Annotated in this window: 17 protein-coding genes; 8 read left to right on the top strand and 9 right to left on the bottom strand. The window is 61.4% G+C overall.

Annotated features, from left to right (window positions below):
• The first annotated feature begins 26 nt into the window (after positions 1 to 26).
• Positions 27 to 410 carry a winged helix-turn-helix transcriptional regulator gene (locus tag RB548_RS10725; protein ID WP_331371306.1) on the top strand — a complete coding sequence of 128 codons (384 nt, stop codon included), beginning with the start codon at positions 27 to 29 and terminating at the stop codon, positions 408 to 410.
• Between the two features lie 331 nt (positions 411 to 741).
• On the opposite strand, the gene RB548_RS10730 is transcribed toward RB548_RS10725, so the two are convergent.
• Positions 742 to 1,389: a TetR/AcrR family transcriptional regulator gene (locus tag RB548_RS10730; RefSeq protein ID WP_331371307.1), complete on the bottom strand. Its 648-nt coding sequence runs from the start codon at positions 1,387 to 1,389 to the stop codon at positions 742 to 744.
• A gap of 202 nt (positions 1,390 to 1,591) precedes the next feature.
• On the opposite strand from RB548_RS10730, the gene RB548_RS10735 reads away from it, so the two are divergent.
• The 3 genes from RB548_RS10735 (at position 1,592) to RB548_RS10745 (ending at position 4,522) form a co-directional block, all read left to right on the top strand.
• Positions 1,592 to 2,485, top strand: a complete 894-nt coding sequence (locus tag RB548_RS10735; protein ID WP_331371308.1) for an NAD(P)/FAD-dependent oxidoreductase — start codon at positions 1,592 to 1,594, stop codon at positions 2,483 to 2,485.
• Between the two features lie 21 nt (positions 2,486 to 2,506).
• The gene (locus tag RB548_RS10740) at positions 2,507 to 2,980 is read left to right on the top strand and encodes a methyltransferase family protein (RefSeq protein WP_331371309.1); all 474 of its coding nucleotides are present in this window, start codon (positions 2,507 to 2,509) and stop codon (positions 2,978 to 2,980) included.
• 465 nt (positions 2,981 to 3,445) lie between these two features.
• Positions 3,446 to 4,522, top strand: a complete 1,077-nt coding sequence (locus RB548_RS10745; RefSeq protein ID WP_331371310.1) for a D-alanine--D-alanine ligase family protein — start codon at positions 3,446 to 3,448, stop codon at positions 4,520 to 4,522.
• Positions 4,523 to 4,656: 134 nt separating this feature from the next.
• Here the strand turns inward: RB548_RS10745 and RB548_RS10750 are convergent, their stop codons facing one another.
• A complete protein-coding gene (locus tag RB548_RS10750) occupies positions 4,657 to 5,274 on the bottom strand; it encodes a TetR/AcrR family transcriptional regulator (RefSeq protein ID WP_331371311.1) in 618 nt (205 codons plus the stop codon).
• A gap of 78 nt (positions 5,275 to 5,352) precedes the next feature.
• Between RB548_RS10750 and RB548_RS10755 the strand changes: the two genes are divergently transcribed.
• Together RB548_RS10755 and RB548_RS10760 are read left to right on the top strand one after the other, a co-directional pair.
• The gene (locus RB548_RS10755; protein ID WP_331371312.1) at positions 5,353 to 6,327 is read left to right on the top strand and encodes an alpha/beta fold hydrolase; all 975 of its coding nucleotides are present in this window, start codon (positions 5,353 to 5,355) and stop codon (positions 6,325 to 6,327) included.
• Between the two features lie 8 nt (positions 6,328 to 6,335).
• Positions 6,336 to 7,295, top strand: coding sequence for an alpha/beta fold hydrolase (locus RB548_RS10760; protein ID WP_331371313.1), 960 nt, complete (start codon positions 6,336 to 6,338; stop codon positions 7,293 to 7,295).
• A 12-nt stretch (positions 7,296 to 7,307) separates the two neighbouring features.
• Here RB548_RS10760 and RB548_RS10765 read toward each other — a convergent pair whose 3' ends face one another.
• Positions 7,308 to 8,216, bottom strand: a complete 909-nt coding sequence (locus tag RB548_RS10765; RefSeq protein ID WP_331371314.1) for an AraC family transcriptional regulator — start codon at positions 8,214 to 8,216, stop codon at positions 7,308 to 7,310.
• Between the two features lie 97 nt (positions 8,217 to 8,313).
• Between RB548_RS10765 and RB548_RS10770 the strand changes: the two genes are divergently transcribed.
• Positions 8,314 to 9,066, top strand: a complete 753-nt coding sequence (locus RB548_RS10770; protein ID WP_331371315.1) for an SDR family oxidoreductase — start codon at positions 8,314 to 8,316, stop codon at positions 9,064 to 9,066.
• A 140-nt stretch (positions 9,067 to 9,206) separates the two neighbouring features.
• Here the strand turns inward: RB548_RS10770 and tnpC are convergent, their stop codons facing one another.
• From tnpC to RB548_RS10785, 3 genes are all read right to left on the bottom strand, one after another.
• A complete protein-coding gene (tnpC, locus tag RB548_RS10775; protein ID WP_331371316.1) occupies positions 9,207 to 10,805 on the bottom strand; it encodes an IS66 family transposase in 1,599 nt (532 codons plus the stop codon).
• 74 nt (positions 10,806 to 10,879) lie between these two features.
• Positions 10,880 to 11,197, bottom strand: a complete 318-nt coding sequence (tnpB, locus tag RB548_RS10780) for an IS66 family insertion sequence element accessory protein TnpB (protein WP_158539472.1) — start codon at positions 11,195 to 11,197, stop codon at positions 10,880 to 10,882.
• A gap of 23 nt (positions 11,198 to 11,220) precedes the next feature.
• On the bottom strand, positions 11,221 to 11,544 hold the full coding sequence (locus RB548_RS10785; RefSeq protein WP_040669324.1) for a transposase: 324 nt from the start codon (positions 11,542 to 11,544) through the stop codon (positions 11,221 to 11,223).
• A gap of 212 nt (positions 11,545 to 11,756) precedes the next feature.
• On the opposite strand from RB548_RS10785, the gene RB548_RS10790 reads away from it, so the two are divergent.
• Positions 11,757 to 12,146, top strand: a complete 390-nt coding sequence (locus tag RB548_RS10790; protein WP_331371317.1) for a cupin domain-containing protein — start codon at positions 11,757 to 11,759, stop codon at positions 12,144 to 12,146.
• Between the two features lie 217 nt (positions 12,147 to 12,363).
• Here RB548_RS10790 and RB548_RS10795 read toward each other — a convergent pair whose 3' ends face one another.
• The 3 genes from RB548_RS10795 to RB548_RS10805 form a co-directional block, all read right to left on the bottom strand.
• Positions 12,364 to 12,801 carry a VOC family protein gene (locus RB548_RS10795; protein WP_331371318.1) on the bottom strand — a complete coding sequence of 146 codons (438 nt, stop codon included), beginning with the start codon at positions 12,799 to 12,801 and terminating at the stop codon, positions 12,364 to 12,366.
• Positions 12,802 to 12,947: 146 nt separating this feature from the next.
• Positions 12,948 to 13,523 carry a DUF1801 domain-containing protein gene (locus RB548_RS10800; RefSeq protein WP_331371319.1) on the bottom strand — a complete coding sequence of 192 codons (576 nt, stop codon included), beginning with the start codon at positions 13,521 to 13,523 and terminating at the stop codon, positions 12,948 to 12,950.
• 139 nt (positions 13,524 to 13,662) lie between these two features.
• Complete coding sequence (locus RB548_RS10805; RefSeq protein WP_331371320.1) at positions 13,663 to 14,559, bottom strand: LysR family transcriptional regulator; 897 nt, start codon at positions 14,557 to 14,559, stop codon at positions 13,663 to 13,665.
• Positions 14,560 to 14,795: the final 236 nt, after the last annotated feature.

Raw genomic sequence — 14,795 nt, forward strand, 5'->3', positions numbered from 1 at the left:
GCGTAGATATACACGAGGATATCGGCATGCCGAGGACTGGGACTGCAGATGTGGACACGGTGTATTTCGCGGACTGCGCTGCGCGTTCGTTCTTTGATCAAGTAGCCAACAAGTGGTCGGTGATGATCCTGACCATCCTCACGGAGCGGCCGACTCGCTTCAACGAGTTCATGCGCCGATTGGAGGGGATCACCCATAAGGCGCTAACGCAGGCGCTACGGCGGCTCGAACGCAATGGACTGATCGCACGCAGAGTGCTGGCCACCTCGCCAGTCGCCGTCGAGTACTCGATCACCGACCTTGGCCGCACACTGCAGGTTCCATTCGGTGCGGTCTACAATTGGGCGATCAACCATCTGCACCAGATCGAGGAAGCCCAAGAAAGCTACGACGCACGGACGGCACTGTGAGCCGCGGGGTAGCCCCTACTGCATGTTTCCTTAAATCGTAGCCGATTTAAGGATAAAAACATGCAGCAATTCAAAGTGCTACAGCGTCCTTCGTGCGTCTGAAAAGACGCACGGCGCTGTAGTGATGCCCCAGTCTACCGGCTCATGCGACCGGATCACACGGCAAGGAGTGGTGTGCATGAGGCCGGGCCGATGAATGGCTGATATCGAGGCACTGAAGTCCGAAAGCTGCCGGTCCGCTGTCGGCCCGAAGCTGACATCGATAGTCGCGTTGATGTCAGTGCGAGCATCCAAAATATCAAGCAAGTACTACTTCGCGGCCTCGTCTAGGCTATCCGCCCGCGTGGTCGTTGCGACCGTGAGCGGCGATGAACATGGTGACGGCCGATCGGCAATAGGATTCGATTTCGTTGTCGTCCTCTGCTCTCGCCTCATCGAAGCGTGCGATAATCAGGAGATCGGACCCTTTGAAAAGCGCGGCAAACAAGCGGGCGGACCGGAGAGGATCGGGCACGTTCAGAACCGCCTTCGCGTGCAAACGACGCAACAGGGCCTCGATTTGGGCGATGATGTGGGCGGAGCCGGCTTCGTAATGGAGCTTGCTCAACGACTTTTGACTCGTCCTTTCGGCCATAACCACGGCTTCGACATTGCGGACGTCCGGGCGCAACAGCGTGCGAAGCAGCGATGATCCCACCGCCATGAGCTGATCTTCGGCCGAACCGTCGACGCCTTCAAAAAGGGCCTGTGGTACAAACTGATGGCAGCGGTCCGCAAAGGCCGCGCTGAACAGCGCCTCTTTGTTCTCGAAGTGCCGATAGATGCTGAGCTTGGATATCTTCGCTCGCTGGGCGACCTTGTCCAATGTCGTCGCTTGAAAACCCAGTTCCGCAAAGAGTTCGCCCGCGGCGTCGACTATCGTTTGGCCAAGCGCCTCGTTGGCGGGCCGGCCGCGCCGGCCTCGACTATTTTCGGTCACGACAATTCCAGTCCTTGACAGTATCTTTATTCTTGAATTACGATACTACGCAGTGTCCGAAATTCCAAGAGTGAATTTTATCGTGTCCTCCAAATCAAGTTTCCCTTGGCCGCCGAGCGTCATCGAATGCGCATCGCTGGACGATATTGCGCGCCAGGCTCAGCCCGCCCCTCCATCCATCCACAACACGGAGCTTATCACCATGGATGACGTCATCATCATCGGCGGCAGCTTTGCCGGCCTCGCAGCCGCTCTGCAGCTCGGCCGTGCCCGCCGCAAGGTCACTGTTCTCGATACCGGCATGCCGCGCAACCGCTTCGCCAGCCACTCGCATGGTCTGCTCGGCCACGATCACAAGCCGCCGCTGGACATCCTGGCCGATGCGCGGCAGCAACTGACGCGTTATCCCACGGTCAGGCTGGTCAATGCCCGAGCCGACAGCATCTCCGGCGCTATCGATGATTTCTCCGTCCTCACTGGCGATGGCGAAAGCCTTGCGGCGCGCCGCCTGATCATGAGCTATGGCATCGCCGACCAGATGCCTGATGTTCCGGGCTTTTCCGAAGGCTGGGGCACGTGCATCGTGCCCTGCCCCTATTGCGACGGCTTTGAAGTCGCCGGCCAGCACTGGGGCCTCGTCTGGTCCGGCCCGCAGTCGCACAATCAGGTCAGGCTGTTCCACGATTGGACCGACAGGTTGACGGTCTTCGCCGATGGTCACGACATTCCGCCAGATATCCGGGCCGATCTGGAGCGTCGCAACACACCTGTCGTCGAGGGCCGGATCACCGAGGTCGCCCATCAAGGGGGCCATAGCGCCACCGTCAAGCTCGATATCGGCCCCGATGTCGCTGTCGACATCCTGTTCGCGCATCCGCGCAACAAGCCGTCCGCAAGCCTGCATGAATCACTGGGTCTCGCCACAGTCGATACGCCCCTCGGCATCGCCCTCAAGGTCGACGAGCGCCGCGAAACCAGCATGCCCGGCATCTACGCCGCGGGCGACCTCGCCAACCCCCTCATGCCCTCGGTCACCACGGCATCATGGCAAGGCGCTATTGCGGGCATCTCCGCCCAGCAGTCGATGCTGGTTTGAGAACACAGACTGGAGATCAGCATGGCCGTCGAACCGGACAGCGCGGGTGTGCGCTTCCCTCCGCCCATCGTCTATCTGGGAGCGCTGCTGTTGGGGCTGGCGGCGGAGCGGTTCGTCACCCTGCGCTCTTTCGGCATCGACTGGCGGTTGCTGGTCGCGACGGGCGCGCTGCTGTTCGTTGCCGGCGCGGCGATGATGCTTGCGGCGGCGGGGCTGTTCCGGCGGCTGGGCACTAACGTTCCGCCGTCGCGGCCAACGACCCTCATCGCAACGACCGGTCCCTATCGGTGGACCCGCAATCCCATGTATCTCGGCATGGCGCTTATCTATGCCGGCCTTGCGATCGGCTTCGACGGGCCGATCGCCTTCGCCTTGCTCCCGTTAGTGCTGATCGCGATCCAGACGCAGGTGATAGCCCGCGAGGAGCGCTATCTCGAAGCGAAGTTCGGCGACGACTACCGCCGCTACAAGGCCGAGGTTCGCCGCTGGCTCTGACTATTCCGCCGCTGCCGCCTGCGGGGCCTTCTGATAAACCAGCACCGGCTTCCTTGCCGCGAGCTATCATCTTCTAAAGGTTGCGGGCTGGTGTCACGGAAAACCGCCTGGCCGGCCGACCCCGCCCTGCACCCGGGGAGATGTACGTGTCCAAAAATAGGGGCACCGAAGCCAGCATCAGCATCTCTCGTCCGACCGCTCTTGGAGAAGCCTGCCACACATGGAGTTCGAACACGTCACCTTCGACCTGCCACACGGCACCTTCACGCGCCGCAGGGTGGTGATCCCGATGGTCAACCAACCGATGTCGCAGACGCGTTCAGCTGTTTAGGGGACGGCATCGACACCATGACCGCTGTTGGCGCGAAGCTGACTTGCGGGCGGCCCCTACATTCTTCTCCTTAAATCGGTCGCGATTTGAGGAAATGCAGTAGCCATACAAACCCGATTCCGTGGGAGTTTTTCGTGGCCACTTCTTCGAACAGACTGCGCATTGCCGTGCTCTTCGGCGGGCGCTCCGCCGAGCATGACGTTTCGGTGCTTTCGGCAACCAATGTCATGCGGGCGCTGGAGCCCGAAAAATACGATGCGGTTCCGATCTTCATCACCCGCGAGGGGCAATGGCTGCTGAGCCGCTTCGAGAATGGCACGCTCGCGAAGCCATCGAGCGGCACCGAAGTCTCGCTCGTGCCGGGCGGCAAGGGACGCATGCTGGCGATCCCGGCCGATGGCGCGCCCTATGCGCTGCCGGAGATCGGCGCTCTCTTCCCGGTGCTGCATGGTCTTCACGGCGAGGACGGTGCCGTGCAGGGGCTTGCGGAGGTGGCCTGCGTGCCGCTTGTCGGCTGCGGCATTCTCGGTTCCGCCACGGCGCTCGACAAGGACATCGCCAAGCGGCTCCTCAACGAGGCGGACCTGCCGACCGCGCGATCCGTCACCATCCACCTGGGTGTCGCGCCGGCCTTCGCCGAACTTGAGCGCGCGCTCGGACTTCCGCTCTTCATCAAGCCGGCCCGACAGGGTTCCTCCGTCGGCGTCAGCAAAGTTGCGACCGAAGAGGACTACGCGGCCGCACTTGACGAGGGCTTCAAGCACGACCGCAAGCTCCTGGCAGAAGAGTTCATCCGCGGCCGCGAGATCGAGTTGAGCGTGCTGGAGGATCCGGAAGGCGGCCTCTTCGTTTCCCGTCCGGGCGAGATCGTGCCGGCCGAAAGCCACGGTTTCTACAGCTACGACGCCAAATACATCGACGAGGACGGCGCGGTGCTGAAAGTGCCGGCGGAACTGCCGCAAGAGATCGAAGTCCAGATCCGCGCGACGGCCGCAATGGCTTTCCGGGCCGTCGGCTGCGATGGCATGGCGCGGGTCGATTTCTTCCTGACACCGGACATGCGCTTCCTCATCAACGAACTCAACACCATTCCCGGCTTCACCGACATCAGCATGTACCCGAAGGCGATGGCCGCAAGCGGCGTCAGCTATGCCGAGCTCATCGACCGGCTGGTGGCGCACGGGCTGGGGCGCGCTGGTCTAACCGCTTGAAATTGCGCAAATTCCGTAACCGCTGTTTGGTCCCCACGTTGCCGTGTTCGCCCTAATCTGAGATCGGCCTTCCATGGAAGAACGAAGGGAGCTTCTCCATGGAGAGTACGTTGGAGGTTCTCACGAACGGCAAGTCAATGTTTTCGCGCATCCTTGGGAAGCCGTGCTGCGACGCCCGCCACTACATCTTCAACGATCTCCTGCAGTTCCGCTGGCTCGCTACCGTCGCGCGCCTGGATCGAAATACCCTGCATGACGGCAGCCAGATGGCGCGCCAAGCGCCGAACCTCGTCCGCGCGGGCAAAGGGCTGGAGCGCTTCCCCAATCCGCTCGCGCATAGCATCACGCCGCGTGGCCGCGGCGCGGGCGAGCGGGGCATGCTCCGGGTGACAAGCAACCATGCCGCTTGAGATCAGGCAGCCACGTTCAAGGTGAGGGTCGGTTACTGCTCTTACGGCTCCCTCGAGCAATACCCGTACTGCGTCCGCCAGCGACCCCGCCGATTTGATGGACGCTACATCCAGGCATCCGAGCGTCTCCTCATAGCGTGTAACTGCTTCCCGGTAGAGCTCCGCCTTGCTGCCAAAGGCAGCGTAGAGGCTTGGAGGCGCTATCCCTATCTCGTTCGTCAGATCACCGATCGACACCCCTTCATAGCCGTGCCGCCAGAACAGCCGCATCGCGGTCTCGACCGCCTTTTGCCGGTCGAAACTCCAAGGTCGTCCGCCGCGTGATTTTGCCTTGCTTTCCATAGCGAGCACTAAACAACCCTTGACAGGCGAAGTCAAGTACGTTGAATAGCGGCCGCTAAACAACATGGAGCGACACTCATGAGCCACTCGAGACGTACCTTCCTCGCCGGCGCGGCCGGCCTCGCCACCTTGGCCATCGAAGCCGCCCGTACGGCGCCGCAAGCTCAAGCGGCATCCGCTGGCAACTCTGTCCCTGGGAGAGAGGCCGATAGAGCACCTGCGGCAGCGCGCGAGCTATTCGCCGTGCGGTCGGCGGATGGCGTGATGCTGACAGGCGAGGCGCAGGGCGACAGCCAAGCGCCGGAGATCCTGTTCATCCATGGCCTGCGTCAGAGCCGCCTGAGCTGGGAAAAGCAGTTCGCCGATCCTGCGCTGGCGGGCTTCCGCATGGCGGGCTTCGACCTCCGCGGCCATGGCGATTCCGACAAGCCGACCGCGCTCGACGCCTATTCCGATGCCGATCGATGGGCGGACGACGTCGCCGCCGTAATCGCCGGCGCCAAGCTTCGCCGGCCGGTGCTCGTGGGATGGTCACTCGGCGGCTTCGTGGCCGGCGCCTATCTGCGCAAATACGGGGGTTCGGCAGTTGCAGGCGTCAATCTGGTCGACGCCGTCACCAGGCTGTCGCCGGATCTCCTCACCAAGGAGGCGGCGACCTTCACCGGCACCTGCACCTCGCACGATCTGGCAGAACGCACCGCGGCCACGGCCGACTTCCTCGCCGCCTGCTTCCACCGGCCGCCGACCGCGGTGGAGATGCAGCGCATGCTGGTCATCAACGGCATGACCGCCCGCGCGGTGAACGCGGGCTTCATCAAGACGGAGACAACCGATCTCGAACCCGTCTTCAAAGCCTATGCCGGCCCGATCCTGCTGACGCATGGCGTCCACGACCGCCTGGTTCGCGTCGCGATGTCGGAACGGATCAAGTCCATCCACGCTAACAGCCGGCTCTCGCTTTTCTCCGACAGCGGACACAGCCCCTTCTATGAGGAGCCGGTACGGTACGGACAGGAGCTTGCCGCCTTCGTGCAGGCCGCCAACAGGGGCTGAGGATCGACGTGAACCTGGATCGGCGACACCGTTCTTCAAACTCTACCATCGACATCACGGCTGCCCGCAGCCGTGACGCGGTACCGCCGTTCTTTCCGGGCTTCCGCACCCTGGACATGGACGCCGGCGGCGTTCGCTTCGCCGGCGTCATCGGCGGCGCAGGGCCGCCGCTCCTGCTGCTTCATGGCTTTCCCGAGACGCATATCGCGTGGCGCAAGGTCGGCCCAATGCTGGCACGTCACCACACGCTGGTCATCCCCGACCTGCCCGGCTATGGCGCCAGCCGGCCGCACGCGACGTTCCCGCGCTGGACCAAGCGGCGCGTCGGTGAAGCGTTGGTCGCGCTTATGCGGGCGCTCGGTCATTCGCGCTTTGCGCTGGCCGGACATGATCGCGGCGCACGCGCCGGCTACAGACTGGTGCTCGACCATCCTGGCATAGTAACCCGCTTCGCGTCGCTCACCGTCATTCCTACCCTCGATGCGATGCTGGCCGTCGACTATCGTTATGCGCAGAAGCGCTATCATTGGTTCCTGCTGGGCCAGGAGGCAGATCTACCCGAACGGTTGCTCGCGGCCGCACCGAATGAGTTCATCGATCGGGCCCTTGCGTCCATGAATGCAGAAAGCAGTCGCGTGATTGAGGCGGCGGCAAGGGAAGCGTACCGTGCCGCTTTCCGCGACCCAGCAGTCAGGCACGCAATATGTGAAGACTATCGTGCGGCGCTGGCTGAGGATCTTGCCCATGACCAAGCGGACCGCGCAGCAGGACGCAAGCTGGATTGTCCTGTCCTCGTGCTCTGGCCACACTCCCAGGAGAAGCCGGGCCGATTGCATGCGGCCGAGATCTGGCGGCTCTGGGCCGACGACGTCACGGGCGTGGCGACGAGCGGCGGTCATCTTCAGCCCGAAGACTGCCCCGATGAGATCACCGCGGCGCTCGTTCCCTTCTTCGCCGCTAGCCGGTGATTTATGCGCTGGCTAATCGCTTCTTGGGATGCTGCGAGCATATCGAGCGGGTGGCATGCCTGCATATCGCGCAAAGGCAACGCTGAAAGTGCTTGCCGATCCGTAACCCACGCGTTCGGCCACCTGATCTATGCCCAATTCACGGCTGCGCAAGAGCTGCTTTGCAAGAGCCATGCGCCAAGCCAATAGATATTCCATTGGAGGTAAGCCGACAATGCGGCTGAACCGGGCAAAGAAGGCCGAGCGGGACAGAGCCGCTTCGGCCGCGAGGTCCGAGACAGTCCAAGGATGTTCTGGGCGCGCATGCAGGGCATGAAGCGCGGCCGCCAAGCGTTCATCGGCAAGGCCGCGGCTCAAGCCCGGCGCGGCTGTCGTTTCCGTGCCGGATCGCAATGCCTCGATCAACAACACCTCCAACAGCCGTTCCAGCACGAGTTCGCGTGCCGGCCGCCGTTCGCGCGTTTCCTCGCCCACCAACTGCATCAGCGTGGCAAGCCGGGGTTCGCCACGAACGAGAACCACATCCGGCAAGAGAGAGACAAGCAGGGCCGTATCTGGCGCGCCGAAGCTGCAATGCCCGATCCGCATGCGCAGATCGGCAGGCCCGTTGTGGCGTCCGACACGGAAATGCCCGTCGCGGACCTGCGTCGGGATCATGGCGGAGAGATCGGCCGGCGCATCGATGCTCTCGTTGACCAGATCGCGCATCGCCGGCGCAAGCACGAAGTCACCGGCCTGGAGGACGAACGGTGGATGACTGCCGAACTTCACGCGGCAAGTCCCTTCCAGGATCGCGCAATAGAATGGTTCGCCGATGGCTTCACGATGAATTCGCCAGGACCCGGCACACTCCACCAATTTCGAGAAGCGGGCGGCAGGCTGTAGCAGCGTGACGATTTCTGCAAGCGGATCGACGGCCATATTCAGGACTAACGCTAAAGGAATGAAGACTATTGCCTATATTAAGTCCGTCATGCGGTCACTACCATAGGCTCATTCATTTTGTACGGAGATGCCTATGCCTACGATATTGATTACCGGTTGCTCGTCCGGCTTCGGTCTGGAAACCGCGAAACTGTTTCTCGAACGGGGGTGGGACGTGATCGCGACGATGCGCACTCCCGACGCGGAGTTGCTGCCTGCCTCCGATCGCCTGCGGGTGCTAGCACTCGACGTCACCGATCCGGCGAGCATCGCGCAAGCTGTCGAGGCGGCAGGCCGCATCGACGTGCTGGTCAACAACGCCGGCTTCGGTGCGCCATCACCGGTCGAATTGACGGCACCCGAGACAGTCCGGGCGCTTTTCCAGACCAATACGATCGGGACGCTGGCGATGGTTCAGGCCGTCTTGCCGCAGATGCGTCAACGGAGGTCAGGCGTCGTCATCAACGTCACGTCTACGGTGACGGTGAAGACGCTGCCGGTGGTCGGGGTGTACCGGGCGAGCAAAGCGGCGGTGAACGCCTTCACCGAGTCCCTTGCGGTGGAGGTGGAGCCGTTCGGGATACGCGTGCATGTCGTTCTACCGGGACGCTCACCGGAAACGCGCTTCGGGGCCAATGCCCGCCCCCACCTGCGCGGTGTGGATGATCCTGACTACGCGCCGCTGATCCAGCAATTTGTGAAGAACGCGCAGGACGACACGGGTCCCGTAACCAATGCGCCCGACGTGGCGGCGGCGGTCTGGAAAGCCGCAACCGATCCGTCCGCCCCATTGCGTATTCCGGGCGGTGCCGATGCCGAGCTTTGGATGGCCGAGGCAGGCATGTAACCAAACCAGACTTTCCTCCGCTACCTGTGGTGTTGGCTGACTTCCTTATGGTAGGCATTTCCCGCCTCAGCCTAGAGCGCCGTGCGTTCAAGTGAACGCACAAAGGACGCTCTAGCACTGTAAGCGGTGACGTGAGGCCGTTACTTCTTGAAGTTCCAGGGCATCAGAGCGTCGAGATCGCTTGATGGCCAACCTGCGGCGATACGCTCAAGCGTCTGCGTCAGCCAGGCCAGCGGATCAACTTCGTTCATCTTGGCGGACTGGATGAGCGTAGAGAGTGTGGCCCAAGTCCTTCCGCCCCCTGCATTTCCGGCAAATAGGCTGTTCTTCCGAACAATTGCCTGGGGTCTGATTGCACGCTCAACAATGTTGGAGTCTATTTCGATGCGCCCGTCATGGAGGAACTGTTCGAAGGCTTCCCGTCGATGAAGGGCATAGCGAATGGCTTCGGCGAGCTTTGATTTTCCAGAGATGCGGGGCAGCGTGTCCTGCCAGAGTTTGTAGAGATCGGCAACGACTGCAGCGGAGGCCTCCTGGCGGGCGGCTGCGCGAACATCGGGGCTTTGTCCGCGCACCTTTTCCTCAATCGACCAAAGTGCGCCCATCTTTTCGATTGTCGCCGTTGCCACCTTGGAACTGTCGTTCGCGTGCAGTTCGTAAAACCGACGGCGACCATGCGCCCAGCATCCTGCCAATAGAGCGCCGTCGTTTCCGCGGTCGGGGCGGGCAACACGGTTATAGGCAGTGTATCCGTCGATTTGCAGGATACCGCGATAGCCTTCGAGATGCCGCGCGACACAATCGCCGGATCGACTGTCTTCAAAACGATAGGCCACCATCGGCGGACCACTGCCGCCGAACGGTCGATCGTCCCGCGCGTACGCCCATAAATACGCTGTCTTTGCCGACCCCGATCCGGGAACAAGTGTCGGTAATGTCGTCTCGTCGGCGAATATTCGTTCACCTCGTTTGATCTGGCTGAAGGTGTAGTCCGCGAGGATCTCGAGTTCGAACCCGAGCTTACCCATCCACCGCGCCATGATACCGCGCTCGACCTCGACATGGTCGCGCAGGAAGATCGCCTCCTGTCGATAGAGCGGCAACCCGTCGCCATATTTGGAGACCGCGATATAGGCGAGCAGCGCTTCCGTCGGAATGCCGCTTTCGACGATATGCGCCGGGGCTGAGGCCTGGATGACGCCGTCTTCGTTCTTGAAGGCATACTTCGGGCGATGGGTGACGATCACCCGGAACTTCGGCGGAATGACATCAAGCCGCTCGGAGGTATCTTCCCCGATCAGGACCTTCTGTTTGCCAGCGTGTTCGGGCAGTTCGTCCGGCTCGATGACTACATGGACCCGCTCCAGGTGCGGCGGGAAGCCCTTGCGCGGGCGCGGCGCACGCTTTGCAGCGCCTGGATTGCGGCCCTTGGAAACCAGCGCCTCAATCGCGGCAATGCCAATGTCGATTTCTTCGAAGACAAACGCGCCCTGTTCGTCCAGGTCTGCCTCGATGGACTTGCCCTGCTTTTCCGAACGGCGGCCATACCTGTATCGATTGAAAGCTTTGAGGATCAGCTTCAACTTGGCGATCTGTTCGTCCGCGTCCGTATTGCGGGCCTTCAGATCAGCGACTTCGTCTTCCAGAACATCGGCGCGCGCAGCCTTTGCTGCCATCGCCATGACCATGGCTTTCAGCGCATCAACGTCATCAGGAAGCTCGAGATCGGCTGGTTTCATGCCCTTATGTAGAGCATGTTTCGGCGAGATTTACCCTCAGTTTCAGCCGCCTGATTCACTCTGCCGCAGGGCTTTTACCCAACAAATTCCGGTCGTTTCACCGTAGCCGAGCGGACCCGTTTCCAGTCCATGCCGTCAACGAGTGCAAGCAGTTGCGCGTGATTGAGCTGCACGCGGGCCGGTCCGATCTTCGGCCAGACGAACTGATTTTTTTCGAGCCGCTTCGAATATAGGCAGACGCCTGAGCCATCCCACCAGGCGATCTTTATTCTGTCTGCTCTTTTGGCGCGGAAAACGTAGAGCGAGCCATTGAAGGGATCACTTCCAGCATCACGCACCAGCGCCAAAAGACTGTCTGGACCTTTGCGGAAGTCAACGGGATGACTGGCCAAGAACACCTTCGTACCAGCCGGTATCATGCAGAGCGTACCGCGCGGATCAGCCTGACGAGATGTGGCTCGTCGATCGCGACATTCACCCGGATCACAGCGTCGCCGATCATGATGTCCGCGGTGGAGCTTTCGCCCCGAGCCGTATCAACAACAGCCTCCGCTTTCAGTCGGGCATTGCGCCGCCACGTGAACAATTGCGATGGGTCGATCCCTATGCGCCTCGCTATCGCAGAAACGCTCGCACCTGGCTCCATGCTTTCGGCTACCGCCTGAGCCTTCAACTCATTTGACCAACGTCGAACCTCTCGCGGCGCGCCCTCCAGGCGACCCGCAACGGCTTCGATCATATGGAACGTTCTATGTTCGGACATAGGTTCAGACATAGCAATTCATACCAAGCTCATTCCCTGAGCTCACACGAATAAACCCGATCCACCGCTATCGCCAGACGGGGTCAATGCACCGCTTACCTAGCACTTTGATTCTAGAGCATCTTATCCGCTTTCAGTGATTCCACTTGAAAGCGGGATGCTCTAGTAAATGAGATGGAGCCAATCGCATGAAATGCCTTCGCATCTATGCTACCCCGGATGGCGAGTCACATTTCGATGAAATCGAACTGCCAACAACGAAGAAGGCGGTACATCCCGACGCCGTTCCCTTCGACGTTACTGGCAGCTATCCGGCATCTCGCGTCCGCATCACCCACATCCCCGCAGGGATGCGCGAAGTTGCGTGGCATAAGGTGCCGGAGCCCGTGCTGACGGTGAGACTTGATGGCTCAGTAGAATATGAGACGAGCGACGGTGAGGTGCGCCACGTTCAGGCGGGTAGCTTCGTGTTGGTGGAGGACACCCATGGCAAAGGCCATCTGTCCCGCCATTCGCCGGAGGCACAAACCGTAATCTGGATTTCGCTACCGAACGGTCTTGAAATGCCGCCAGCATAGGTGTGCGCGGCACACCGCTCAGGCAATTCCGGACGGAGACCCTTACGCACTTTTCCGGGAATTGCTCTAAGAGTCCGTTTGAGAACGTCAGTGGCTGACACGTCGGAGCAGAAGACCGCCCATGGCGACGTGGATCATGGCTTCTGACACGTCGATGCGGGCCTCGGTCGCGCTCGCTGACATTGGTCACTCTTCGCCGTTTCTCTTCGTATCGCGCTCAGCTGAGTTCCTGGGCGAGTCCGATGAGAAGCCCTTCAGGCCCACGGATGTAGCAGAGCCGATACGCGTCCTTATACTGAACGACTTCGCCTACGAGCTGCGCGCCGCGCATGCGGAGCCGTTGGAGCGTGTCGTCGATGTCGTCCACGGTGAACATGACGCGGAGGTAGCCCAGGGCGTTGACCGGGGCGTTCCGGTGATCTGCGACGACAGGCGGCGTAAGGAAGCGGGAGAGCTCGAGCCGGCTGTGGCCGTCCGGTGTGCGCATCATGGCGATCTCGACGTGCTGATCGCCCAGTCCAGTGACACGTCCGGCCCATTCTCCTTCGATCATGGCCCGCCCTTCGAGCTCGAGGCCGAGTTCGCGAAAGAAATCAATCGTCCCTTCGAGGTCTTCGACGACGATTCCTACGTTGTCCATCCGCTTGAGCGCCATGTTTCCAATCTCCAAGGTGGCGTTCCAATCGATAAGGTGTCGCCTACTGCATGTTTCCTTAAATCGTAACCGGTTTAAGGATAAAAACATGCAGCAATTCAAAGTGCTACGGCGTCCTTTTCAAACGGTCTCTAAGGCAGTCTGTGCTACGTCATCCAGCCGGGCAGCTCGGATGCCTGCCTGATCCAGCTTGCCACCAGTTCCTCGTCGAGATGCTCGCCCTCGTGGATGTGGAAATAGCGCGTGTTCTTGTCCTTGGACTCGACCGGCGGAAGAGGACTGAGCGATGCGCCGCGGAAGAACGTCACCTTGATGTATTTCGTGAAGCAGTGATAGGCGAGGAACCAGCCCTGGCCCTCGACGCCATAGAAGGGCGAGTTCCATTTGACCGCCTTCTTGACCCCGGGGACGGTGCGCACGATGAGCGCGTCGAGGCGGCGCCCGGCGTCGCTCTTCCAGCCCGGCATGGCCGCGATATAGGCCTGCACGGGAGCGTTGCCCTCGCCCTTCGCAATCTGCGGGTTGCCGCCTGAAAGCAGGGTCGGCTTCGCATCCTTGGTCTTGGTTGCGGCGGCCTTGGTGGCTGCAGGCTTGGTCGCTGCGGGCTTGCGGGCCGACGATTTGGCGGCCGGCTGGCGCGGCTTCCCCGCCTTCGCAGCACCCCGCTTGGCGTCGGGCTCGTTCACGACCTTCGTCGGCTTGCTGGACGTCTTCTCGGCCATAACGTTCACTCCACTGAAAGACGGAGGCTACTTTAGGGCGTTAACGCATTTTGCCCAGCGCCTTACGGTAAAGCGATCGAGCCTTGATCCGTAATTTGCGGCGACTTTCCCGAGATGGTCGCGGGCGAGCCCTGATGCTTCAGCCCCCAAGTTCTTCGACCATGAGATCGATGAAGCGCCTGACACGCGGCTCGAGGAGACGCTTGTTGGGATAGATCGTCACGATCTTTACGTCGTCGGTCTCGAGATCGGAAAGAACCGGCTGGAGGCGGCCCGCAGCCATGTCCTCCGCGACCAGAAAGTCCGGAAGAAACGCGATGCCGAGTCCCGCCATGGCGGCATCCCGGATCGCCTCTCCGCTATCGAGCCTCAGGCGGCTGCGGCCCTGGGCTTTGACCCACGAACTTCCTTCCCCGCGGAAGCGCCAGCTTTGCCTTTGGTTGCGACTGCTGAAGATCAGGCAGTCGTGTGCTGCAAGATCGTCTATGTCCAGCGGCTCGCCGCGCCCGGCGATGTAGGACGGCGAGGCACAGAACACCGCCTTGTATCTGGCGACCACCCGGGAGACGAGCCGGGTATCCGAAGTCGTAACCCCGATCCTGACCGCCAGATCGAAACCTTCCTCGACGATGTCGGCCACGCGATCGGAGAAGCTCACCTCGACCTGGATCTCGGGCCAGGCCGCCAGATATTTTCCGATGACGGGCAGAACCAGAAGCCGCCCAAAGGCATCGGGAACGGTGAGCCGGAGAACCCCGCGTGGCGTGCCGCTCTGCCCGGCCACACTCGCCTCCGCTTCGTCGATCGACGCCAGAACCTGCAGCCCGCGTTCGTAGAACACCCGCCCTTCCTCGGTGAGGCTCAAGGTTCTGGTCGTGCGGTTCAGGAGACGCGTACCGAGCCTGTCTTCCAGGCGGATGACGGCTTTTCCCGCCGCCGACCTGGACAGGCCCATGGCCTGCCCTCCGGCGACGAAGCTCCCCGCATCGACGACGGCCATGAACACCTGAATGTCGTTCAGATTCGCACGCAGCATGATGCAACTCCAGCGGCCATCGCATGATTCCTTAAGTCGGAATCGATTTAAGAACAAAATCATGCGGCAACTCAAAGGGCGACAGCGACCTTTGCGCGTTCGATTGGACGCGCGGCGCTGTAGACTACCGCAGAGGCTTCACGCTGCCGGACATGTCTCTAAAGCACGTCGCGTTCAAACCGCCTCATGCGACGCGCTTTAGGTCTTTGTTTTCATGCATGTCGTTGTCCCAGAAC

Source organism: Sinorhizobium chiapasense, from assembly GCF_036488675.1.
Classification (GTDB): Bacteria; Pseudomonadota; Alphaproteobacteria; order Rhizobiales; family Rhizobiaceae; genus Sinorhizobium; species Sinorhizobium chiapasense.

Bases quoted from the DNA above. Each gene is read 5' to 3' on its own strand.
- RB548_RS10725 (WP_331371306.1), top strand. From the start codon at position 27: ATGCCGAGGACTGGGACTGCAGATGTGGACACGGTGTATTTCGCGGAC.
- RB548_RS10735 (WP_331371308.1), top strand. From the start codon at position 1,592: ATGGATGACGTCATCATCATCGGCGGCAGCTTTGCCGGCCTCGCAGCC.
- RB548_RS10740 (WP_331371309.1), top strand. From the start codon at position 2,507: ATGGCCGTCGAACCGGACAGCGCGGGTGTGCGCTTCCCTCCGCCCATC.
- RB548_RS10750 (WP_331371311.1), bottom strand. From the start codon at position 5,274: ATGGAAAGCAAGGCAAAATCACGCGGCGGACGACCTTGGAGTTTCGAC.
- RB548_RS10755 (WP_331371312.1), top strand. From the start codon at position 5,353: ATGAGCCACTCGAGACGTACCTTCCTCGCCGGCGCGGCCGGCCTCGCC.
- RB548_RS10765 (WP_331371314.1), bottom strand. From the start codon at position 8,216: ATGGCCGTCGATCCGCTTGCAGAAATCGTCACGCTGCTACAGCCTGCC.
- RB548_RS10770 (WP_331371315.1), top strand. From the start codon at position 8,314: ATGCCTACGATATTGATTACCGGTTGCTCGTCCGGCTTCGGTCTGGAA.
- tnpC (WP_331371316.1), bottom strand. From the start codon at position 10,805: ATGAAACCAGCCGATCTCGAGCTTCCTGATGACGTTGATGCGCTGAAA.
- RB548_RS10785 (WP_040669324.1), bottom strand. From the start codon at position 11,544: ATGATCGAAGCCGTTGCGGGTCGCCTGGAGGGCGCGCCGCGAGAGGTT.
- RB548_RS10790 (WP_331371317.1), top strand. From the start codon at position 11,757: ATGAAATGCCTTCGCATCTATGCTACCCCGGATGGCGAGTCACATTTC.
- RB548_RS10795 (WP_331371318.1), bottom strand. From the start codon at position 12,801: ATGGCGCTCAAGCGGATGGACAACGTAGGAATCGTCGTCGAAGACCTC.
- RB548_RS10800 (WP_331371319.1), bottom strand. From the start codon at position 13,523: ATGGCCGAGAAGACGTCCAGCAAGCCGACGAAGGTCGTGAACGAGCCC.
- RB548_RS10805 (WP_331371320.1), bottom strand. From the start codon at position 14,559: ATGCTGCGTGCGAATCTGAACGACATTCAGGTGTTCATGGCCGTCGTC.